Origin of the sequence: Streptomyces sp. E-08 (genome assembly GCF_049913095.1) — a bacterium.
Lineage (GTDB): Bacteria > Actinomycetota > Actinomycetes > Streptomycetales > Streptomycetaceae > Streptomyces.
Window position 1 is genome coordinate 2,799,658 of sequence record NZ_CP183971.1, and the last position, 21,409, is coordinate 2,821,066.

Here is a 21,409-nt window from a genome sequence, read left to right on the forward strand (position 1 = left end):
TATAGACCGTTTTATCCGGTCGTCGCGAGCGAGGGAGAGGGTGGAGAGGTGAAGACCGAGGCGTTGATGCAGTCAGTACGTGGTCGGTTCGGCCTGGGTCGACTGCTGCCGCTCGGGGGGCCGGACGACGGCACGTGGATCACCGAACAGGCGGCCGTCCGGGCTCTCGGGCGCACGGCCGCCGGGGTTCCCGGTGTTCGACTGGAGAGCATGCGCATCGGACCGTTCCCGCTCGAGCCCGTGCTCGAACCAGCTGTTCGCCCGCCTGCCGGCGCGCTCCCGCCCGGCCCGCTCAGGATCGAGGCGGCCTTCACCGGGTCCGTGACACTGCCCGTGCCTCAAGCCTCCGAACAGTTGAGGACGACTCTGCTCAAGGCGGCCGACGAAGAACTCGGCCTGAGGACTGTGACAGTCGATCTGCGCGTCACGGATCTCCACGAGGGCACGGAGGCAGACGGAGGACCGCAGGCCGCGGAGAACGCCATGACGCCCCCGGCCCAAGAAGCGACCACGCGAAGCTCGACCCCCGCGACCGAAACCGTACCCTTGCGGGGGCCGATCGGAGAGCTGGCCGACGTCGCGTCGGCCGTGCCGGGCGTCGCCCGCCTCACCGCCCCACTGGGCGGCCACCCCGTCAGGGTGACGCACCAGGACGATCCGCCCGCGCGACACATTCAGGTCCAGCTCGCGGTCGCACCCGGCCGTCATCCTCTGGAAGTCGCCCGGGCCGTCCGGGACGCCGTGACCGTCGCGGCCACGAGTGACGTCCAGGTCCCGACAACCGCTGCCGTGCTCATCACTGAGACCGCGGCGTAGCCGCATCGACGTTGAGGGTCTTCAGGCGGGCGGCCCTTCTGCAGCCGCTCGGAGTGCCGCGGCCGAGAGTCGGTGGAGCAGCCGCCCACGAAGACGGCGGCCAGGACAGCAAGGGCGCCGAGCAGGCGGACGCGGTGAGGCGAGGGGAAAGAGGACACGGACCGCGGTGTCCTCGCAGCGACCGTGGGAGGTGGGCCTCGCTCATTCCACCAGTTCCATGGTGGTGACAAGTCCATGAGCACGTTCCGGGGACACTCGACTCGGAACGCTCGAAGCAGCCGTGCGCCCTGAGCCCAGCGCCCCCGGTTCGCCCTGGTTCCTGCGGCACAGCACAGCAAAACGCCCACGCCGAAGGCGTGGGCAAAAGGAACTTCCGAACAACGAAAGCTAACGGGGGCGGTACACATGCGCACACCCCGTCACCAGAAGGGCTCCTCCAAGTGGGAACGGACCCGCCGAGGTACGGCGGGGCGCGCACCGTCTCAGGCCGCGGCCGGCGGGTCGGCCGCTTGGGCGGTGCGGCGGTATTCGGCGTTGATGCGCTGGGCTTCCTCAAGCTGGTCCTCGAGGACGATGATGCGGCAGGCGGCGTCGATCGGTGTGCCCTGGTCGACGAGTTCCCGAGCGCGGGCCGCGATGCGCAGCTGGTAGCGGGAGTAACGGCGGTGGCCGCCCTCCGAACGCAGCGGGGTGATCAGGCGGGCCTCGCCGATGGCGCGGAGGAAGCCCTGTGTGGTGCCGAGCATCTCGGCGGCCCGGCCCATCGTGTAGGCGGGGTAGTCGTCGTCGTCGAGACGGCCGTACGAGTCGTCTGCTGTCATCTGCACCTCTCTCGGGAACGCGTGGAGGGGCCCTGGTGCCGTACGGCACCAGGGCCCCGAAGGAACCTCTACACCACCCGCCGGCCCTGATACCGCGCCGGCCTTCTGCGTCCGCCCACCCGACCAAGTCGCTGTCGGGAGTGCGGGGATCGCGGTTGCTTGACCGGAGACCACCTCACTATCGATGTCCTGCGGTACCCGTACTCGAGACTTCCGTCCGGGCGATCCTGGTGGTGCTTCGTTCCTCCGTTCTTCCCTCGGTGATCAACTTCCTACCATCGGGGTACTGCGTACTGCGGGTGATGCGTACTGCTGAGCGACCTGTGACAGCGTCACTCTTCGGCAGTCAGCCCCGTTGCCCGTCCTGCGTCTTCTCTGGCTTAGAACCCCACTGCCGAACTTCCCGGTGCGCGCGTCCGCAGCCGACGCCTTCACCAGGGGTACCGCTACTCACTTCACTGCGGGGTACCGCGAACTGCGCTCGCGGGTACCGCCTCTGCCATGACCGCGGTCCCGCTCCGGCGGCCCCTGATCACTGCGGGCCACCCGGCCCGGCCGTCAGTCCCGTCGCCGTCCTACAACATCCCTGGCTTCGAAACTCCACCGCCGCACCGTCCTGTGAACTGCAACTACCTTTACTGCTGGTACCACTTGCCGGCAGTTCGTCTCTGCCAGGCCCTGCTATCTCTCTGGGCTACGAGAGAAACCATAACTACGCCACCACCCAATGTCTACTCCGGCCGACATAGATTTTCGCGTGTCCGGTGGAGAGGTAATCGACCTCGAACGGTGACGGGGGTGGAGGCACCGCGCGGTCGGGGCAGATGCGATGGGCAGGGGACGCGGGCATGGGCAAGGGCAGCTCACGCAGTCCGGGTAAATGTGCCGCTGATCACGCGGCTCTGGACCCTGCCGAGGGGGCGCCGGTGACGCGGGACGGGCTCACCGATGCGCCGAACGAGGGGTTCGAGCGCGTCGTGTGACTCGCGTCCAACGGCTGTCCAATCAGGTGTGCTTTCCTGCCTAGGACGGGCCGCCAAGACCCTTCGCGCTCACGTCTGACCGGTGAAGTGCCTGGTCCGATCGATTCTGCTGCGTCATGCAGTGGTGGGGCGGGTGGGACTCGAACCCACGGCCGACGGATTATGAGTCCGCTGCTCTAACCGGCTGAGCTACCGCCCCGATCGGTGAGGCGCGTACATGTGTGCGCGCCGTCTGCCGCAGCATAGCCGCTCATACGATCTCCTGCTCCGGATGATCGGCTCTGCTCGACCATGAAGACCGCGCAGCGCTCCGGATGGTTCCCGGAGACGCGAAAAAGGACCCCGAAGGGTCCTCTTCCGTCCTGCTCCCCCGACTGGACTCGAACCAGTAACCTGCCGGTTAACAGCCGGCTGCTCTGCCAATTGAGCTACAGGGGATCGCGCTCCCCCGACTGGACTCGAACCAGTAACCTGCCGGTTAACAGCCGGCTGCTCTGCCAATTGAGCTACAGGGGATTGCTGCGGTGCACCGATCGTACCCAGTCCGGCTGAACCGGGAGGGCGCTCGCTCGCTGCGAGACATACATTAGCGCAAGCAGGGGGGTGCTCCGCCAATCGGTATCCCCAGGGCCTCCAGGGAAGGATCGCAGCCGTGCGCTACAAGCTGACGTTCGTCGTGGGACTCGCCCTCGGTTACGTGGTCGGCACACGAGCCGGGCGCGAGCGCTACGAACAGATGAAGAAGTCCGCGAAGGAGTTCGCGCAGAACCCGGCCGTGCGGAACGCCGCGGAGTCCGCCGCCCAGACCGGGCGGCAGGCCGCGGGCAAGGCGGCGCACCTCGTGGGCGACAAGGTGGGTGACCGGCTGCCGTCCTCCGTGACCGACCGGGTCCAGACGCTGCGCCGGCGCGGCCGGGTCAACGGCAAGGTCGACGAGGAGGACTGGGGCACCAGCAACACCTGAGGCCCCGCGTGCGGCAGAATCATGTGTCATGGGGATAGTCGCCGGACTGGACAGCTCTGCGGAGTTCACACGCATCGTCGTCTGTGACACGGACACGGGTGCCGTACTGCGGCAGGGGTACGCCGCACATCCCGGCGAACCCAAGGCCGCGGACGTCGATCCGCAGACCTGGCTGCTCTCGCTCGGGGAGGCCGCCACCGGCGGGCTCCTGGAGGGCGTGGAGGCCATCGGCGTCTCCGCGCAGCAGCACGGGCTCGTGCCGCTCGACGCGCAGGGCGGTCTGGTGCGGCCCGCGCTCGTCCGCAACGACAAGCGGGCGCAGGTCGCCGCCGCCGACCTCGTCGAGTCGCTGGGCGGACGGCAGGCCTGGGCCGAGGCCGTCGGCAGCGTGCCCGGCGCCGGGCAGCCGGTCGCCAAGCTGCGCTGGCTGGCCCGGAGCGAGCCCGAGAACGCCCAGCGGGTCGCCCTGGTCCTCCAGCCGCACGACTGGCTCGTCTGGCAGCTCCTCGGCCGCCCCGCCCGCCGCACCACCGACCGCGGCGCCGCCTCCGGCACCGGCTACTGGTCGGTCGGCACCGGCACCTACCGCCCCGACCTCGTCGAGCTGGCCCTGGGTCACCAGGCCGTGCTGCCCGAGGTCCTCGGGCCCTCCGACGCGGCCGGCATCACCCCCGAGGGCCTCCTCGTCTCCGCCGGCACCGGCGAGACGATGGCCGCCGCGCTCGGCCTGGGCCTCGGCCCCGGCGACGCGGTGGTCTCGCTCGGCGCCTCCGGCTCCGTGATGGCCGTGCACCACGAGGCCCTCGCCGACCCCACCGGCATGATCACCTCCTTCGCCGACGCCACCGGCATGTACCTGCCGGTCGTCTCCACCTCGAACGCGGTGCGGGCGCTGCGCGGCACCGCCGAGATGCTGGGCCTGGAGTCGCTGGACGAACTGTCGGCGCTGGCGCTCACCTCGACGCCGGGCGCCTCCGGGCTCGTGCTGCTGCCCTACCTGGAAGGCGAGCGGACCCCGTCCCTGCCGCACAGCGCCGGCACGCTCAGCGGGCTGCGGCGCGAGTCGATGAAGCCCGAGCACCTCGCGCGGGCGGCGTTCGAGGGGATGCTCTGCGGGCTCACCGACGCCATGGACGTGCTGCGCGGCCGGGGCGTCGAGGTCCGGCGGGTCTTCCTGCTCGGCGCGGCGGCCGCCCTCCCGGCCGTGCAGGCCCTCGCTCCGGCGCTCTTCGGCGCCCAGGTCGTCGTGCCCCAGCCGGCCGACTACGCGGCGCTCGGCGCGGCCCGGCAGGCCGCCTGGGCGCTCGGGGTCGCGCGGGGCACGCTGTCCCCGTCCGCTCCCCCGGCCTGGCAGGGCGCCGCCGCGCAGATCCTGGAGCCCGGCGACGACCTGTCCGCGGGGCAGGCGGTGCGGCAGCAGTACGTGGCGACGCGGGATCAGATCCACCCGGGCGCGTTCGGATCGTAAAGTCTTGACCAGGGCTCCACCCGCACCCCGAAACCGAGTCGTAACGCTCACGGGGTGCGGGCGATAGTAGGAGCCGTGCTCATAAGACTTCTCCGAACCCACCTGCGGCCGTATCGAAAACCCATCGCGCTGCTCGTCCTGCTGCAGTTCCTGCAGACCTGCGCGAGCCTCTACCTGCCGACCCTGAACGCGGACATCATCGACAACGGTGTCGTCAACGGGGACACCGGCTACATCCTGCGCCTCGGCGCCCTGATGATCGGCGTCTCCGTCGTCCAGGTCGTCTGCAACATCGGGGCCGTGTACTACGGCGCGCGGACCGCCTCGGCGCTCGGCCGCGACGTGCGCGGCGCCGTCTTCGACCGGGTGCAGTCCTTCTCCGCCCGGGAGCTCGGCCACTTCGGCGCGCCCTCGCTGATCACCCGTACGACCAACGACGTGCAGCAGGTCCAGATGCTGGTCCTGATGGCGTTCACCCTGATGGTCTCCGCGCCCATCATGTGCGTCGGCGGCATCGTGATGGCACTCGGCCAGGACGTCCCCCTGTCCGGCGTGCTGCTCGCGGTGGTGCCGGTCCTCGGCGTCGCCGTCTCGCTGATCGTCCGGAGGATGCGGCCGCTCTTCCGGACCATGCAGACGCGCCTCGACACCGTGAACCGGGTGCTGCGCGAGCAGATCACCGGCAACCGGGTCATCCGTGCCTTCGTGAAGGACGGGTACGAGGAGGAGCGCTTCCGCGGGGCCAACGGCGAGCTGACCGACGTGTCGCTGGCGACCGGTCGGCTGATGGCGCTGATGTTCCCGACGGTGATGACCGTCGTGAACGTCTCCAGCGTCGCCGTGGTCTGGTTCGGCGCGCACCGCATCGACAGCGGCGGGATGGAGATCGGCGCGCTGACCGCCTTCCTCGCCTATCTGATGCAGATCGTGATGGCCGTGATGATGGCCACCTTCATGTTCATGATGGTGCCGCGCGCCGAGGTCTGCGCGGAGCGCATCGAGGAGGTCCTCGGTACGGAGACCAGCGTCGTGCCGCCGGCCGAGCCGGTGACGAAGCTGCTCCGGCGCGGGCACCTGGAGGTCAGGAGCGCGGACTTCCGGTACCCGGGCGCGGAGGAGTCGGTCCTCAAGGACGTGGCGCTGGTCGCCCGGCCCGGGGAGACCACCGCGATCATCGGTTCGACGGGCAGCGGCAAGTCGACGCTGCTCGGGCTCGTGCCCCGGCTGTTCGACGCCACCGGCGGCGAGGTGCTCGTCGACGGCGTGGACGTGCGCCGGCTCGACCCCAAGCTGATGGCGCGGACCGTGGGGCTCGTCCCGCAGAAGCCGTACCTGTTCTCGGGCACCGTGGCGACGAACCTGCGGTACGGGAAGCCCGACGCGACCGACGACGAACTCTGGCACGCGCTCGAGGTCGCACAGGCCAAGGACTTCGTGTCCAAGCTGGAGGGCGGTCTGAACGCCCCCATCGCGCAGGGCGGCACCAACGTCTCCGGCGGGCAGCGGCAGCGGCTCGCCATCGCGCGGACGCTCGTGCAGCGGCCGGAGATCTACCTCTTCGACGACTCCTTCTCCGCGCTCGACTACGAGACGGACGCCCTGCTCCGGGCCGCGCTGTCCGAGGAGACGGCGGACTCGACCGTGGTGATCGTCGCCCAGCGGGTGTCGACCATCCGCGACGCCGACCGGATCGTGGTCCTCGACGAGGGCCGGGTCGTGGGCACCGGACGGCACCGTGAGCTGATGGCCGAGAACGAGACGTACCGGGAGATCGTGCTCTCCCAGCTGACCGAGGCGGAGGCAGCCTGATGGCCGGTCCTGGCGGACGCATGATGGCCGGTGGCGGCCCCGACCAGCGGTCGATGGACTTCAAGGGCTCGGGCAAGCGGCTGCTGCGGCAGCTGGCGCCCGAGCGCGGCACGCTGTGGGTGATGCTGATCGCCGGCGTGCTGTCGGTGGCGGCCTCCGTGGTCGGGCCGAAGATCCTCGGCAGGGCGACGGACCTGATCTTCGCGGGAGTCGTCGGGCGGAACATGCCCGAGGGCGCCACGAAGGCACAGGCCCTGGAGAAGCTCCGCGCCGACGGCGACGGCGGCATGGCCGACATGCTGTCCGGGGTCGACTTCACCCCCGGCCACGGCATCGACTTCGGCGCGGTCGGCGAGGTGCTGCTGTGGGTCCTCGCGATCTACGTGGCGGCGGGCCTGCTGATGCTGGTCTCCACCCGCATGTCGATCAAGGTGATCAACCGGACGGTCTACCGGATGCGGGAGGACGTCCAGACGAAGCTGGCGCGGCTCCCCCTGTCGTACTTCGACAAGGCGAAGCGCGGCGAGGTGCTGTCCCGCGCGACCAACGACATCGACAACATCTCGCAGACGCTCCAGCAGTCGATGGGGCAGCTGATCAACTCGCTGCTCACGATCGTCGGCGTGCTCTTCATGATGTTCTGGATCTCGCCGCTGCTCGCCCTGGTGGCGCTGGTGACGGTGCCGGTCTCGGTCTTCGTCGCGGCGAAGATCGGCAAGCGCTCGCAGCCGCACTTCGTGCAGCAGTGGAAGTCCACGGGCACCCTCAACGCGCACGTGGAGGAGATGTACACCGGGCACGGCCTGGTGAAGGTCTTCGGCCGGCAGGAGGAGTCCGCGAAGGACTTCCGCGAGCAGAACGAGGCGCTGTACGAGGCCGGGTTCAAGGCGCAGTTCAACAGCGGTGTGATGCAGCCGGTGATGTTCTTCGTCTCGAACATCAACTACGTCCTGGTGGCCGTGGTCGGCGGTCTGCGGGTCGCGACGGGCAGCCTGTCCATCGGTGACGTGCAGGCCTTCATCCAGTACTCGCGCCAGTTCTCGATGCCGCTGACCCAGGTCGCGTCGATGGCGAACCTGGTGCAGTCGGGCGTCGCCTCGGCGGAGCGGATCTTCGAGCTGCTCGACGCCGAGGAGCAGGAGCCGGACTCCCCGACGAGCGAGAAGCCGGTCGACCTCAAGGGCAAGGTGGCCCTGGAGGGCGTCTCCTTCCGCTACGAGGCGGACAAGCCGCTCATCGAGGACCTGTCGCTCACCGTCGACCCGGGCCAGACGGTCGCGATCGTCGGCCCGACCGGCGCCGGCAAGACGACGCTGGTGAACCTGCTCATGCGGTTCTACGAGGTGACGGGCGGCCGGATCACCCTGGACGGGGTGGACGTCGCGAGGATGTCCCGCGAGGAGCTGCGCAAGGGCATCGGCATGGTCCTCCAGGACACCTGGCTCTTCGGCGGCACCATCGCGGACAACATCGCGTACGGCGCCACGCGCACGGTGACCCGCGCCGAGGTCGAGGAGGCGGCGCGCGCCGCGCACGCCGACCGGTTCATCCGGACCCTGCCCGAGGGGTACGACACGGTGATCGAGGACGACGGGGCGGGGGTCAGCGCGGGCGAGAAGCAGCTGATCACCATCGCGCGGGCGTTCCTGTCCGACCCGGTGATCCTGGTCCTGGACGAGGCGACGAGCTCGGTCGACACCCGCACCGAGGTCCTGATCCAGAAGGCGATGGCGCGCCTGGCCCACGGCCGGACGAGCTTCGTCATCGCGCACCGGCTCTCCACGATCCGGGACGCGGACGTGATCCTGGTGATGGAGAACGGCTCGATCGTCGAACAGGGCACGCACGAGCAGCTGCTGGCGTCCGGCGGGGCCTACGCCCGCCTGTACACGGCACAGTTCGCGCAGGCGGTCGCCGAGGTCGACTGACGCGGCCCGGCCCGGGGGGGTGTCCTGCCTGACCGGCGGGGCACCCCCTCGTCAGTCCAGGTAGCCCCTGAGCTGGTCGGCGTAGGCGTGGTCGCGGAGTTTGTTGAGGGTCTTGGACTCGATCTGGCGGATGCGTTCGCGCGTCACGCCGAAGATGCGTCCTATCTCCTCCAGGGTGCGGGGCCTGCCGTCGTCGAGGCCGTAGCGGAGCTGGACGACCTTCCGTTCGCGTTCGCCGAGGGTGGAGAGGACGTCCTCCAGGTGGCGGCGGAGCAGCAGGAAGGCGGCGGACTCGACGGGTGAGGCGGCGTCGCCGTCCTCGATGAGGTCGCCGAGGGCGACGTCCTCCTCCTCGCCGACGGGCGCGTGCAGCGAGACGGGTTCCTGGGCGAGGCGCAGGACCTCGCCGACCCGTTCGGGGGCGAGGTCCAGCTGGGCGGCGACCTCTTCCGCGGTGGGTTCGTAGCCGCGTTCCTGGAGCATGCGGCGCTGGACGCGGATGACCCGGTTGATGAGTTCGACGACGTGCACGGGGACGCGGATGGTCCGGGCCTGGTCGGCGAGGGCCCGGGACATGGCCTGGCGGATCCACCAGGTGGCGTACGTGGAGAACTTGTAGCCGCGCGCGTAGTCGAACTTCTCGACGGCCCTGATGAGTCCGAGGTTTCCCTCCTGGACGAGGTCGAGCATGGTGAGGCCCCGGCCCACGTACCGTTTGGCGACGGAGACGACGAGGCGGAGGTTGGCCTCGATGAGCTTGCGCTTGGCGATCCGGCCGAGGACGACGAGCCGGTCCAGGTCGTTCGCCAGCCGGTCGTCCAGGTCGGTGGTGCCGGTGAGTTTCTCCTCGGCGAAGAGCCCGGCCTCGACGCGTCGGGCGAGGTCGACCTCCTCTTCGGCGGTGAGCAGGGGGATGCGGCCGATCTCGCGCAGGTACTGGCGGAACAGGTCGGAGGAGGGGCCGTTGCCGCCGAGGTCGCCGGTGCGGCGGCGCTGGACGGGTATCTCCGGGAGTTCGGCCGGCTCGTCCGGTTCGGTGGTGGTCTGGATCTCGGTCTGCACGGCGGGCGACCTCCAGGAGGGGCGGAACGACTCCGTCACCCAGTGTGGGGTACGACACATCGCCGCCACGAGGGGCGTGCGGTGACTTTTTGAGTCCGGACCGTGACCGACGGTCAGAGTGCGGCGGCGCCGTTGTTCCGGAGGGACTGGCCGTACTGGGTGAGGACCCACAGCTCGTTCTGCACGGCGGCGAGCCGCTCGGGGTCGCCGTTCGCGCCGAGCCGGGCCAGGGTGCCCTGGACGTCGCGGATGCGACGGTCGACGGCGCGGAGGCGGACGGTGACGAGCTGGTCGCCGGCGTAGGCCTCGTCGACGGTCTTGGCGAAGATCGTCTCGACGGCGAGTTCGGTGACGAGGGCCCGGACCGAGTCGTTGGGGGCGGCCTCGCGGACGGCGTCGAGGTAGTCGGAGGGGGCGCCGGTGGCGCCGCCCGCGTCCTGGACGCACTGGCGGACGGCCGCGTAGGGCGGGGCGGTGAACTCGTCGGCCCCGTAGGCGTCGAAGGCCGGGGAGACCAGTTCGGGCCGCTGGAGGGCGAGCTTGAGGAGTTCCCGCTCGGTGCGGTGGGCGGGGCTGCGCAGGTTGAGCGCGGGGCCGGAGGGGGCGGCGGCCGGAGCGGGGGTGTCGTACGTCCGCTGGGACTGCTGCTGCCGGCCGGGGCCGCGCTCGCCGCCCTGCCGCTGCCAGCGGGCGATCTGGGCGACGCGCCGGACCACGAACTGGGTGTCGAGGATGCCGAGCATGCCGGCGAGCTGGACGGCGACCTCGTGCTGGGAGGCGATGTTCTTGATCTTGGCGACGATCGGCGCGGCCTCGTCGAGCGCGGCGGCGCGGCCCGCCGGGGTCTCCAGGTCGTAGCGGCGCACGATCTGGCGGAGGGCGAACTCGAAGAGCGGGGTGCGGGGCTGCACGAGTTCGGCGACGGCCTCGTCGCCCTTGGCGAGGCGGAGCTCGCAGGGGTCCATGCCGTCGGGGGCGATGGCGATGTAGGTCTCGGCGGCGAACTTCTGGTCGTCCTCGAAGGCGCGCAGGGCGGCCTTCTGACCGGCGGCGTCGCCGTCGAAGGTGAAGATGACGCGGGCCGAGCCGTTGTCCATGAGGAGCCGGCGGAGGATCTTGATGTGGTCGCCGCCGAAGGCGGTGCCGCAGGTGGCGATGGCGGTGGTGACGCCGGCGAGGTGGCAGGCCATGACGTCGGTGTAGCCCTCGACGACGACGGCCCGGCTGACCTTGGCGATGTCCTTCTTGGCCAGGTCGATGCCGTAGAGCACCTGGGACTTCTTGTAGACCGGCGTCTCGGGCGTGTTGAGGTACTTGGGGCCGTTGTCGTCGTCGCGGAGCTTGCGCGCGCCGAAGCCGACGATCTCGCCGCCGACGTCCTTGATCGGCCACATGAGGCGGCCGCGGAAGCGGTCGATCGGGCCGCGGCGGCCGTCCTGGGATAGTCCGGAGAGGATCAGTTCCTTGTCGGAGAAGCCCTTGCCGCGCAGGAAGCGGGTGAGGTGGTCCCAGCCGGCCGGGGAGTAGCCGACGCCGAAGTGGGCGGCGGCGGCCTGGTCGAAGCCGCGCTCGGCGAGGAACTTCCGGCCGATCTCGGCCTCGGCGGAGTCGAGTTGGCCGGCGTAGTACTCGGCGGCGATCTTGTGGGCCTCGATCAGGCGGATGCGTTCCCCGCGCTGGTGGCCGGGGTTGTAGCCGCCTTCCTCGTACCGCAGGGTGATGCCCGCCTTCGCGGCGAGGCGCTCGACCGTCTCCGAGAAGGAGAGGTGGTCGATCTTCATCACGAAGGCGATGGTGTCGCCGCCCTCCTGGCAGCCGAAGCAGTGGAAGAGTCCCTTGCTGGGGCTGACCTGGAAGGAGGGCGACTTCTCGTCGTGGAAGGGGCAGAGGCCCTTGAGGTTTCCGCCGCCCGCGTTGCGCAGCTGGAGGTACTCGGACACGACGGCGTCGATCGGGACCGCGTCCCGTACCGCCTTCACGTCGTCATCGTTGATCCTGCCTGCCACGCATGAAGTCTACGGGTGTCCCACCCCATTCAGATCAGGCTCTCCAGGGGTACGGAGGGGTCGGCGAGAGCCTCCGGGTCCACGGCCGTACGGGCCCGGATGAGGTCCTGGATCGGGCCTGTGACGTCCCACACATTCACGTTCATGCCGGCGAGCACCCGGCCCTCCTTGAGCCAGAAGGCGATGAACTCGCGCTTGCCGGTGTCGCCCCGGACGACGACCTGGTCGTACGTCCCCGGGGGCGCCCAGCCGGAGTACTCCATGCCCAGGTCGTACTGGTCGGAGAAGAAGTAGGGCACCCGGTCGTACGAGACGTGCTGCCCGAGCATGGCGCGGGCGGCGGCCGGGCCGCCGTTGAGGGCGTTGGCCCAATGCTCGACGCGGAGCCGGGTGTGCAGGAGCGGGTGGTGGGCGGCGGCGACGTCCCCGGCGGCGTAGACGTCGGGGTCGGAGGTGCGCAGGGACTCGTCGACGGCGATGCCGCCGCCGTCGGCCCGGTCGACGAGCGCGAGCCCGGAGTTCTCGGCGAGGACGGTACGGGGGGCGGCGCCGATCGCGGCGAGGACGGCGTGCGCCGGGTGCTCCTCGCCGTCGTCGGTGCGGACGGCGAGGACCATGCCGTCCTGGCCGACGATCTCGGTGAGCCGGGCGCCGAAGTGGAAGCGGACGCCGTGGTCGCTGTGCAGGTCGGCGAAGAGCTGGCCGAGCTCGGGGCCGAGGACCCGGTGCAGCGGGGTGGGGTCGGCCTCGACGACGGTGACCTCGGCGCCGTAGCCGCGGGCGGCCGCGGCGACCTCCAGGCCGATCCAGCCGCCGCCGGCGATCACCAGGTGGCCGTTGTCCCGGCCGAGGCCGGCGAGGACCTGGCGGAGCCGGTCGGCGTGGGCGAGACGGCGCAGGTGGTGGACGCCGGCGAGCTCGGTGCCGGGGACGTCGAGGCGGCGCGGCTCGGCGCCGGTGGCGAGGAGCAGCTTGTCGTAGCGGATGACGGTGCCGTCGCCGAGGCGGACGGTGCGGGCCTCGCGGTCGATCGCGGTGACGGACTGCCCGAGGTGGAGCTCGACGTCGTTCGCCGCGTACCAGGCGGCCTCGTGGACGAAGACGCTGTCGCGTTCCTTGGCACCGGTCAGGTAGCCCTTGGAGAGTGGTGGGCGCTCGTACGGGTGGTCGCGTTCGTCGCCGATGAGGATCACCCGGCCGTTGTACCCCTCGGCACGCAGGGTCTCCGCCGCTTTGGCCCCTGCCAGGCCCCCGCCGACGATGACAAAGGTCTGATCTGCGTCGACCACGTCGTTTCCTCCTCGTTGCGACCGGTTCCAACCTACGCCCCCGGGCGTTCGTCCCGTCGTACCGCTCCGGGCCGTGCCTGCGAGGGTCCCGTACGGAGGGAGGCGACGGAAGAGGGCCGTACCGGCCTGGGGCGTCTTGCCGATCGGGCCGGACACCCCCTAGCGCGGGACGCGGAGGCGGGCGTGCAGGGCGCGGGCGGAGGCGTCGGTGAGGTTGGCGATCTGGTCGACGATGACGCGCTTGCGGGCCCGGTCGTCGCGGGCCGTGTCGAACGCGGCCCGGAACTGCGGTTCGAGTCCGTCGGGGGCGCGGGCGACGAGGGCCTCGGCGAGTTCGGCGACGACGATCCGCTGGTCGGCGCGGAGCGCCTCCTGTTCGGCGCGCTGCATCACGTACCGGTCGGCGACGGCCTTGAGGACCGCGCACTCGTTGCGGGTGGCGCGGGGGACGACGAGCTCGGCGGCGTACCGGGTGAGGCGTCCGGAGCCGTAGGTCCCGCGGGTGGCACCCTCGGCCGCGAGGCAGAAGCGGCCGATGAGCTGGCTGGTGGCGTCCTTGAGGCGGGCCTGCGCGACGGCCGAGCCGTCGTAGCCGTGCGGCCACCACTCCTGGTCGACGAGCCGGTCGAGGGCCTCGGCGAGCTCCTGCGGGTCGGTGTCCTCCGGTACGTAGCGGCCGATGGCGACGGCGAAGACGTCGGCGCGCTCGGGCTCGGCGTACAGCATGTTGGGGTCGATGTGCCCGGCGTGCAGTCCGTCCTCGAAGTCGTGGACCGAGTAGGCCACGTCGTCGGACCAGTCCATGACCTGCGCCTCGAAGCACTTGCGGTCGGCGGGGGCGCCCTGCCGGATCCACTCGAAGACGGGCAGGTCGTCCTCGTACACGCCGAACTTGGGCGAGCCGGGGTCCTCGGGGTGACCGCCGCGCGCCCACGGGTACTTGGTGGCGGCGTCGAGGGCGGCGCGGGTGAGGTTGAGCCCGACGCTGACGGGCTCCCCCTCGGCGTCCTTGACGAAGCGCTTGGGCTCGATGCGGGTGAGGAGCCGGAGCGACTGGGCGTTCCCCTCGAAGCCGCCGCAGTCCTTGGCGACGTCGTTGAGCGCCTGCTCGCCGTTGTGCCCGAAGGGCGGGTGGCCCATGTCGTGGGAGAGGCAGGCGGCCTCGACGAGGTCGGGGTCGCAGCCGAGGGCGGCGCCGAGCTCACGGCCGACCTGGGCGCACTCCAGGGAGTGGGTGAGCCGGGTGCGGGGGCTGGCGTCCCAGGCGTGGCTGCGGGTGCCGGGCGTGACGACCTGCGTCTTGCCGGCGAGCCTGCGAAGCGCCGAGGAGTGCAGCACGCGGGCGCGGTCGCGCTGGAAGGCGGTGCGCCCGGGGCGTTTGTCGGGCTCCGCGGCCCAGCGTGCGGTCGCGGCGGAGTCGTATCCGGGGGTGTCGGTGATGTCTGCGCTGTCCTTGGTGTCCTCGATGCCTTCCATGTCTCGAAGGTAACCGGAGGGACCGACAGAAGAGCTCAGACGGCGGCGAGTTCCCTCGCCGGAAGGGGGGTGCGGGCGCGGTCGTAGCGGTGCAGGACGAGGCGGGCGAGGGCCGGGTGGTCGCCGAGCGGGGCGGAGGCGAGCCAGGGGGCGTGGGCGGCGGTGCGGGTCGCGAAGAGGCCGGGGGCGGTGAAGCAGGAGGCGACGGCGACCCGGTGCCGGCCCCGGGCGGCGAGCGCGCGGAGGGCTTCGGGGACGGTGGGCGCGGCGGCGGAGGCGTACGCGGGGACGACGGGGACGCCGCCGAGGCGTTCGCCGAGCAGGGCGGCGATGCGGCGGGTCTCGGCGGTGGACCGGGGGTCGCGGGAGCCGGCGGAGGCGAGGACGACGCCGTCGCCCCGGCCGGGCGTCCAGCCGGCCTCGGCGAGGCGGTCGGCGAGGGCCTCGACGAGGAGGGGGTGGGCGCCGAGGGGTGCGGCGACGCGGGCGGGGACGGGTGCGGCGGCCGCCGCCGCGGGCAGGTCGTGGGTGACGTGGTGGCCGGGGGCGAGGAGGAGGGGGACGAGGACGGCGTCCCGGCCGTCGGCGGCCGTCCGCGCGAGGGCCTCGCCGACGAGCGGGGCGTTCAGCTCGATGTGGGCGAGGCGGACGTCGAGCCCGGGGCGCAGCTCGCGGACCCGGTCGAGGAGGCGGCTCAGGGTGGCCCGGGCGCGGGGGTCGCGGCTGCCGTGGCCGACGGCGACGAGGGTGGGGGCGTTCATGGGTGGGCGCGTCCTCGGGTGCGGGAGGTGGCTGAGCCGGGTCCCGAGCAGCTCGGTGATCCTGCCGAGCAGCCCGGCGGCGCTGTCGAACGTGCTGTCCGGGTCCGTCATGGACCGATCCTGGACGGAGCACGTTGCCTGCCCGTTGCGCGGGGGTCACGACTGGTTGCCGTGACCTCACGGATTCCGTGCGCGCGGTGTCAGGCGCCCAGCCAGACCCGCAGGGGGCCGATCGCCGCGAAGCCGGCGGCGAGCGCGGGGGGCAGGTCGTCGCCGGACTCGTAGCCGACGGCCGGGCGGTCCGCCGGGGCGGCGGCGAGGACGCCCGACCACGTGACGGACGGGTCCGTGTCCCCCGTGGCGAAGAGGTTCGAGACGCCCGTGACGCGGGCGCTCGCGCTGAGGACGCCGCCGCCGAGGATCCGGCCGTCGTCCGCGTACCCCGCGACGATCGTCGTCGCGGGGTCGGCGAGGAGCTCCGGGCGGAAGAGCGCCGCGTCCTCGGCGTCGTCGCCGCTCCAGGCCAGGGCCCAGGCGGCGAGCTCCTCCGGGGTGCGGACGGGGCGCCAGTCGCCGGTGGCGGCGGGGGCCGGGGCGCCGGCGGGGCGGGCGATCCACTGCGCCTCGAAGAGGAGCCGGAAGCCCTCGGCGGCCAGGTCCACGCGCGCGTAGCTGTCCTTGACGGAGGCGGCGGGGACGGAGCGGTCGATGCCTTCCAGGACGTCCTTCGCCTCCGCGTCCTCCGTCAGCGTCACCGCGTCCGGGTAGTAGAGCGGGGTGCGGGCGGCGCTGGTCCAGGCGCGCGGGCCGAAGGTGCCGGTGAGGCCGTGGGCGCGGCACATGGCCTGGCACCAGTCGGCGTTGTTGCGGACCGCGTCCCCGAGGACGTCATCGATGATCATGGTTCGGATCGTAGGCGGGCGTCGCCCCTCCCCTCCCCCCTTTTTTTCCTTCCGAATCACGGAATATCTTTTCCACCATGAGAATGTCCCCGCCCGCGCTCCCCCGGCGCGCCGCAGCCGAGTTCATCGGCACCGCCGCCCTCGTCGCCGTCGTCGTCGGCTCCGGCATCCGCGCCGACTCCCTCAGCCAGGACATCGGCGTCCGGCTGATCGCCAACGCCGCCGCCTCCGCCCTCGGCCTCGGGCTGCTCATCGTCCTCATCGGCCCGCTCTCCGGCGCCCACTTCAACCCCGTCGTGACGCTCTCCGAGTGGTGGTCCCGCCGGCAGGAGGGCAGGGGGCGCGACGTGCTGGTCTACATCGCCGCCCAGATCGCCGGGGCCGTGACCGGCGCCCTGCTCGCCGAGGCCATGTTCGGGCGGGCGCCCGGCTCCTGGGCCACCGAGCCGCGCACGGCGCCGCACCTGCTGCTCGGGGAGGCCGTCGCCACGGCCGGGCTCGTGCTCGTCGTGCGCGGCCTGCGGCACATCGGGCGGCCCGGCCTCGCCCCGGTCGCCGTCGCGGGGTACATCGGCGCGGCGATCTGGTTCACCTCCTCCGGGTCCTTCGCCAATCCGGCGGCCACCCTCGGCCGCTCCTTCTCCGACTCCTTCACAGGCATCGCCCCCGCGTCCGTGCCCGCCTTCGCCGCCGCGCAACTGCTCGGCATGCTGCTCGGGATGGGCCTCGCCGGTGTGTTGTACGGAACAGACCGGGCGTCCGGCGAACCGAACGCCTCCGGCGCGCGTCGGACGGGGTGACAGAACGCCGCCGAACCAGGGAGGTTCCCGCATGCCGGCACGGCTCACGCGGCTGGTCCCCCGCACCACCCGGGCCCGCCGCCGCACCGTCCAGGCCGTGATGCTGGGCGCCGTCCTCGCGCTCGCCCCCGCGACCTGGATGCAGACCGCCTCCGCCGGGAAGCTCCGCACCACCGCCGACGTGCCCGCCCGGGACGTCGCCGTCGTCTTCGGCGCCGGCCTGTGGAAGGGCCGCCCCACCCCGTACCTCGCGCACCGCCTCGACACCGCCGCCGAGCTGTACCGCACCGGCAAGGTCCGGGTCCTGCTCGTCACCGGCGACAACAGCCGCACCTCGTACGACGAACCGAGCGCCATGCGCGCGTACCTCACCGCCCGCGGAGTGCCGGACAACCGGATCGTCAGCGACTACGCGGGCTTCGACACCTGGGACTCCTGCGTCCGCGCCCGGAAGGTCTTCGGCGTCGACCGGGCCGTCCTCGTCACCCAGGACTTCCACATCAAGCGGGCCGTCGCGCTGTGCGACCGCGCCGGCGTGGACGCGTACGGCGTCGGGGTCCCCGAGCCCCACGACCGCACCTGGTACTACGGCACCACGCGGGAGCTCTTCGCCGCCGGCAAGGCCGCCCTCGACGCCGGTCTGCGCCCCGACCCGCACTTCCTGGGCCCGGCGGAGAAGGGCGTCGCCGAGGCGCTGGCCGCACAGCCGTCGGCCTCACCCGGCCCCGCCCGCCCGGCGGAGGGCATGGCACCGCGCCCGTAATACGCCGCGCCGCCCCGCGTAACACGCCGGACGCACGCTGGCCGCATGTCCGACGCCTCCGCGGTCCCCACCCACTGCCCCTACTGCGCCCTGCAGTGCGGCATGTCGCTGCGCCCCACCGGCGACCCGGAACTGCCCGCCGAGGTGGTCGAGCGGACCGCCTTCCCCGTCAACCGGGGCGCCCTGTGCGGCAAGGGCCGCACCGCCCCCTCCGTACTCTCCTCCCGGGTCAGGCTCACCGAGCCCCTGGTCCGACGCCCTGGCACAGGGGCCCTGGAACCGGCCTCCTGGGAGGAGGCACTCGCCGCCGTCGCCGACGGGCTGCGCCGGACCCGCGCCGACCACGGTCCCGATGCCGTGGGGGTCTTCGGCGGCGGCGGCCTCACCAACGAGAAGGCGTACACGCTGGGCAAGTTCGCCCGGATCGTCCTCGCCACCTCGCAGATCGACTACAACGGCCGCTTCTGCATGTCCTCGGCCGCCGCCGCGCACCAGCGGGCCTTCGGACTCGACCGGGGGCTCCCCTTCCCCCTGGAGGACATCCCGAGGACGGGCTGCGTGATCCTCGTCGGCTCCAACCTCGCCGAGACCATGCCGCCCGCCCTGCGCTACCTCACCGAGCTGAAGGAGAACGGCGGCCGGCTGATCGTCGTCGACCCGCGCCGCACCCGCACCGCCGAGCAGGCCGACCTGCACCTCGCCCCGCGCCCCGGCACCGACCTCGCGCTCGCCCTCGGCATGCTCCACCTCGTGGTCGCCGAGGGGCGGGTCGACGAGGAGTTCGTCCGGGACCGCACCGACGGCTGGGAGGGCGCCCGCGCCGGGGCCATGGCGCACTGGCCCGAGCAGGTCGAGCGGATCACCGGTGTCCCCGTACCGCAGCTCCGCGAGGCCGTCGCGATGTTCTGCGAGGCCGGGACCGGCATGGTGCTGACCGCGCGCGGCCCCGAGCAGCAGTCCAAGGGCACCGACACCGTCGGCGCCTGGATCAACCTCTGCCTCGCCACCGGGAAGGCGGGCCGGCCGCTGAGCGGCTACGGCTGCCTCACCGGCCAGGGCAACGGCCAGGGCGGCCGCGAGCACGGACAGAAGGCCGACCAGCTCCCCGGCTACCGCAAGCTCGACGACCCGGCCGCCCGCGCGCACGTGGCCGGGGTGTGGGGCGTCGCGCCGGAGTCGCTGCCGGGGCCCGGGCGGAGCGCGTACGAGCTCCTCGACGCGCTCGGCGGCGAGGTGAGGGCGCTGCTCCTCATGGGCTCCAACCCGGTGGTCTCCGCGCCGCGCGCCGCGCACGTGGAGGGGCGGCTGCGGTCGCTCGACTTCCTCGCCGTCGCGGACGTCGTGCTCTCCGAGACCGCCGCGCTCGCCGACGTCGTCCTGCCCGTGACCCAGTGGGCCGAGGAGACGGGGACGATGACCAGTCTGGAGGGACGGGTGCTGCTGCGCCGCCGCGCCCTCACTCCCCCGGCGGGTGTGCGCAGCGACCTGGAGGTGCTGCACGCGCTCGCCGGGCTGCTCGGCCGGGAGAAGGGCTTCCCGACCGATCCGGAGGAGGTCTTCGAGGAGCTGCGCCGCGCCTCGGCGGGCGGGCCCGCCGACTACGCGGGCATCGGCTACCGGCGGATCGAGGAGGAGCAGGGCGTCTTCTGGCCGTGCCCGGACGAGGACCACCCGGGGACGCCGCGCCTCTTCCTGGACCGGTTCGCGACGGAGGACGGGCGGGCCCGGTTCGTGCCGGTGGTGCACCGGGCGGCGGCCGAGGAGACGGACGCCGACTACCCGGTCGTCCTGACCACCGGCCGGGTCGTGTCCCAGTACCAGTCGGGGGCGCAGACCCGGCGGGTCGCCGAGCTGAACGCCGCCGCGCCGGGGCCGTTCGTGGAGCTGCACCCCCGGCTCGCCGAGCGGCTGGGGGTCGCCGAGGGCGAGGAGCTCGCGGTGGTCTCGCGGCGCGGGCGGGCCGTCGCCCCGGCCCGGATCACCGCGTCGATCCGCCCGGACACGGTCTTCATGCCGTTCCACTGGTACGGGGAGGGGCGGGCGAACACGCTGGTGAACCCGGCGCTGGACCCGGTCTCGCGGATGCCCGAGTTCAAGGTGTGCGCGGTGCGTCTGGAGCCGGTGCCGGACTCCGCTCGAACCAGTCCCCGCTCTCGATGACCGGGCCGAGGGGCGCGTCCGGCGCCGCCAGGAACACCCAGGCGGAGACCCGGGCCCCGTCCCGTACCCGGACGACGTCCTTCGCCACCCGCTCGTACCCGACGGGCAGCTCCAGGCGGTCGAGCAGGCCGAACAGCTCGCCGTAGTCGCCGGCCGAGGGGGTCAGCAGGGTGCCGACGACCCGGCCCTCGTCCGCGGGGACGACGTACGGATAGCCGGGCCCGTCGTGCAGGACCGCGCCGTGCAGCACGGCGTCCGCCTCGGTGCCGATCCGGCCGGCGAGGAACCGGTCGTGGTTGTACGCGCCGGGGCGCAGCGTCCCGTACACGAAGAACGGCAGCTCGTCGCTCGCGGGGCTCACGGTCACCGCGGCCGCCTCGGTCTCGTGCTCGACCCAGCGGGCGTACCCCTCGCTGACGCGGGTCACGCGGGTGGCGAGGATCTCGGGCGTCTCGTAGTCGTGGGCGGCGAGGAGGTGGGCCTCCAGGGCCTGGTAGCGGGCCTCGGTGGTCTTGAACACCACCTCCCACTCCTCGGTGGTCTCGATCGCGCCCCGCCAGTGGTAGACGGAGGTGACGGGGCCCGTGATCTGCGCGCAGGCGACGAGCCGGGCCTCGACGGCGCCGCGCGCCAGGGCGTCTGCCTTGGCGCGCGCGTCGGTGGTGGTGCGGACGGTGACGATCACGTCTCCACCGTACGGGCGAACTGGGCCGCGTGCAGCCGGGCGTAGGCGCCCCCGGCGGCGAGGAGTTCCTCGTGGGTGCCCTGTTCGGCGATCGCGCCGCTCTCCATCACCAGGATCGTGTCGGCGTCCCGGATCGTGGAGAGCCGGTGGGCGACGACGAAGCTGGTGCGGCCGGCGCGCAGGGAGGTCATGGCCTGCTGGACGAGGCGTTCGGTGCGGGTGTCGACGGAGCTGGTGGCCTCGTCGAGGACGAGGATCACCGGGTCGGAGAGGAACGCGCGGGCGAGGGTGACCAGCTGCTTCTCGCCGGCGCTGAGGCCGCCGCCGTCCTCGTCGAGGTCGGTGTCGTACCCGTCGGGCAGGGTGCGGACGAACCGGTCGGCGTGGGCGGCGCGGGCGGCGCGGGCGGCGGCGACGATCCGCTCGCGGGAGACCTGGCCGGGGACTCCGTAGGCGATGTTGTCGGCGATGGCGCCGCCGAAGAGCCAGGTGTCCTGGAGGACCATGCCGGTGGCGGAGCGCAGTTCCTCGCGGGTCATCGCTGCCGTGTCGGTGCCGTCGAGGGTGATCCGGCCTCCGGTGACCTCGTGGAACCGCATGAGGAGGTTGACCAGGGTCGTCTTGCCGGCGCCGGGCGAGGGAGGCGAGGGTCTGGACGAGCTGGAGGGCGACGAGGAGGACGAGGAGGGACCGGTGGGGCCGGAGGCGGGGTGCGA

Annotated in this window: 16 protein-coding genes, 3 tRNA genes and 1 pseudogene; 8 read left to right on the plus strand and 12 right to left on the minus strand. The window is 72.3% G+C overall.

The annotated features are described in order from the left end of the window. Positions 1-48 precede the first annotated feature (48 nt). On the plus strand, positions 49-816 hold the full coding sequence (locus tag ACN9MM_RS12790) for a hypothetical protein (RefSeq protein WP_361837086.1): 768 nt from the start codon (positions 49-51) through the stop codon (positions 814-816). A gap of 482 nt (positions 817-1,298) precedes the next feature. Here ACN9MM_RS12790 and ACN9MM_RS12795 read toward each other — a convergent pair whose 3' ends face one another. The 4 genes from ACN9MM_RS12795 to ACN9MM_RS12810 all read right to left on the minus strand — a co-directional run bounded on the left by ACN9MM_RS12795 (position 1,299) and on the right by ACN9MM_RS12810 (position 3,136). After that, a complete protein-coding gene (locus ACN9MM_RS12795; RefSeq protein WP_361163403.1) occupies positions 1,299-1,637 on the minus strand; it encodes a MerR family transcriptional regulator in 339 nt (112 codons plus the stop codon). A gap of 1,105 nt (positions 1,638-2,742) precedes the next feature. Further along, positions 2,743-2,819, minus strand: a tRNA-Ile gene (locus tag ACN9MM_RS12800). A 166-nt stretch (positions 2,820-2,985) separates the two neighbouring features. After that, positions 2,986-3,058: transfer RNA gene (locus ACN9MM_RS12805), tRNA-Asn, on the minus strand. Between the two features lie 5 nt (positions 3,059-3,063). Further along, positions 3,064-3,136, minus strand: a tRNA-Asn gene (locus tag ACN9MM_RS12810). Positions 3,137-3,272: 136 nt separating this feature from the next. On the opposite strand from ACN9MM_RS12810, the gene ACN9MM_RS12815 reads away from it, so the two are divergent. From ACN9MM_RS12815 to ACN9MM_RS12830, 4 genes are all read left to right on the plus strand, one after another. Further along, the gene (locus ACN9MM_RS12815) at positions 3,273-3,584 is read left to right on the plus strand and encodes a YtxH domain-containing protein (RefSeq protein WP_426363741.1); all 312 of its coding nucleotides are present in this window, start codon (positions 3,273-3,275) and stop codon (positions 3,582-3,584) included. Between the two features lie 28 nt (positions 3,585-3,612). Beyond that, on the plus strand, positions 3,613-5,052 hold the full coding sequence (locus ACN9MM_RS12820) for an FGGY family carbohydrate kinase (RefSeq protein WP_426363742.1): 1,440 nt from the start codon (positions 3,613-3,615) through the stop codon (positions 5,050-5,052). 75 nt (positions 5,053-5,127) lie between these two features. Next, on the plus strand, positions 5,128-6,861 hold the full coding sequence (locus tag ACN9MM_RS12825) for an ABC transporter ATP-binding protein (RefSeq protein WP_426363743.1): 1,734 nt from the start codon (positions 5,128-5,130) through the stop codon (positions 6,859-6,861). Beyond that, positions 6,861-8,789 (plus strand): ABC transporter ATP-binding protein, encoded by a 1,929-nt coding sequence (locus ACN9MM_RS12830; RefSeq protein WP_426363744.1) that lies wholly within the window; start codon positions 6,861-6,863, stop codon positions 8,787-8,789. The genes ACN9MM_RS12825 and ACN9MM_RS12830 overlap by 1 nt, the downstream gene beginning before the upstream one ends. Positions 8,790-8,840: 51 nt before the next feature. Here the strand turns inward: ACN9MM_RS12830 and ACN9MM_RS12835 are convergent, their stop codons facing one another. The 6 genes from ACN9MM_RS12835 to ACN9MM_RS12860 form a co-directional block, all read right to left on the minus strand. After that, positions 8,841-9,911, minus strand: coding sequence for an RNA polymerase sigma factor (locus tag ACN9MM_RS12835; RefSeq protein ID WP_382856330.1), 1,071 nt, complete (start codon positions 9,909-9,911; stop codon positions 8,841-8,843). Between the two features lie 53 nt (positions 9,912-9,964). Beyond that, entirely contained in the window at positions 9,965-11,857 is a 1,893-nt protein-coding gene (gene dnaG, locus ACN9MM_RS12840) for a DNA primase (protein ID WP_426363745.1), read from the minus strand. Between the two features lie 29 nt (positions 11,858-11,886). Next, positions 11,887-13,146 (minus strand): NAD(P)/FAD-dependent oxidoreductase, encoded by a 1,260-nt coding sequence (locus ACN9MM_RS12845; RefSeq protein ID WP_426363746.1) that lies wholly within the window; start codon positions 13,144-13,146, stop codon positions 11,887-11,889. Positions 13,147-13,305: 159 nt separating this feature from the next. Next, positions 13,306-14,622 (minus strand): deoxyguanosinetriphosphate triphosphohydrolase, encoded by a 1,317-nt coding sequence (locus tag ACN9MM_RS12850; RefSeq protein WP_426363747.1) that lies wholly within the window; start codon positions 14,620-14,622, stop codon positions 13,306-13,308. Positions 14,623-14,657: 35 nt separating this feature from the next. Beyond that, positions 14,658-15,494 (minus strand): sirohydrochlorin chelatase, encoded by an 837-nt coding sequence (locus ACN9MM_RS12855; RefSeq protein WP_426363748.1) that lies wholly within the window; start codon positions 15,492-15,494, stop codon positions 14,658-14,660. A gap of 89 nt (positions 15,495-15,583) precedes the next feature. Next, positions 15,584-16,285 (minus strand): hypothetical protein, encoded by a 702-nt coding sequence (locus ACN9MM_RS12860; RefSeq protein ID WP_426363749.1) that lies wholly within the window; start codon positions 16,283-16,285, stop codon positions 15,584-15,586. 77 nt (positions 16,286-16,362) lie between these two features. Here ACN9MM_RS12860 and ACN9MM_RS12865 point away from each other — a divergent pair, with 77 nt between their 5' ends. The 3 genes from ACN9MM_RS12865 to ACN9MM_RS12875 are packed head-to-tail and all read left to right on the plus strand — an operon-like array spanning position 16,363 to position 20,008. After that, positions 16,363-17,085, plus strand: coding sequence for an aquaporin (locus ACN9MM_RS12865; RefSeq protein ID WP_426363750.1), 723 nt, complete (start codon positions 16,363-16,365; stop codon positions 17,083-17,085). A 31-nt stretch (positions 17,086-17,116) separates the two neighbouring features. Next, the gene (locus ACN9MM_RS12870; protein ID WP_426363751.1) at positions 17,117-17,848 is read left to right on the plus strand and encodes a SanA/YdcF family protein; all 732 of its coding nucleotides are present in this window, start codon (positions 17,117-17,119) and stop codon (positions 17,846-17,848) included. Positions 17,849-17,893: 45 nt separating this feature from the next. Next, positions 17,894-20,008, plus strand: a complete 2,115-nt coding sequence (locus tag ACN9MM_RS12875) for a molybdopterin oxidoreductase family protein (protein WP_426363752.1) — start codon at positions 17,894-17,896, stop codon at positions 20,006-20,008. Here the strand turns inward: ACN9MM_RS12875 and cutA are convergent. Beyond that, on the minus strand, positions 19,941-20,693 hold the full coding sequence (cutA, locus tag ACN9MM_RS12880; protein WP_426363753.1) for a divalent cation tolerance protein CutA: 753 nt from the start codon (positions 20,691-20,693) through the stop codon (positions 19,941-19,943). The two genes, ACN9MM_RS12875 and cutA, sit on opposite strands and share 68 nt — an antisense overlap. Then, positions 20,690-21,325: pseudogene (locus ACN9MM_RS12885) on the minus strand (ABC transporter ATP-binding protein); the annotation flags it as partial. The pseudogene ACN9MM_RS12885 and the gene cutA, both read right to left, overlap by 4 nt. Positions 21,326-21,409 lie beyond the last annotated feature (84 nt).

Coding starts and splice junctions, on each gene's coding strand:
- ACN9MM_RS12795 (WP_361163403.1), bottom strand. CDS start 1,637: ATGACAGCAGACGACTCGTACGGCCGTCTCGACGACGACGACTACCCC.
- ACN9MM_RS12820 (WP_426363742.1), top strand. CDS start 3,613: ATGGGGATAGTCGCCGGACTGGACAGCTCTGCGGAGTTCACACGCATC.
- ACN9MM_RS12830 (WP_426363744.1), top strand. CDS start 6,861: ATGGCCGGTCCTGGCGGACGCATGATGGCCGGTGGCGGCCCCGACCAG.
- ACN9MM_RS12835 (WP_382856330.1), bottom strand. CDS start 9,911: ATGTGTCGTACCCCACACTGGGTGACGGAGTCGTTCCGCCCCTCCTGG.
- ACN9MM_RS12850 (WP_426363747.1), bottom strand. CDS start 14,622: ATGGAAGGCATCGAGGACACCAAGGACAGCGCAGACATCACCGACACC.
- ACN9MM_RS12855 (WP_426363748.1), bottom strand. CDS start 15,494: ATGACGGACCCGGACAGCACGTTCGACAGCGCCGCCGGGCTGCTCGGC.
- ACN9MM_RS12860 (WP_426363749.1), bottom strand. CDS start 16,285: ATGATCATCGATGACGTCCTCGGGGACGCGGTCCGCAACAACGCCGAC.
- ACN9MM_RS12865 (WP_426363750.1), top strand. CDS start 16,363: ATGAGAATGTCCCCGCCCGCGCTCCCCCGGCGCGCCGCAGCCGAGTTC.
- ACN9MM_RS12870 (WP_426363751.1), top strand. CDS start 17,117: ATGCCGGCACGGCTCACGCGGCTGGTCCCCCGCACCACCCGGGCCCGC.
- ACN9MM_RS12875 (WP_426363752.1), top strand. CDS start 17,894: ATGTCCGACGCCTCCGCGGTCCCCACCCACTGCCCCTACTGCGCCCTG.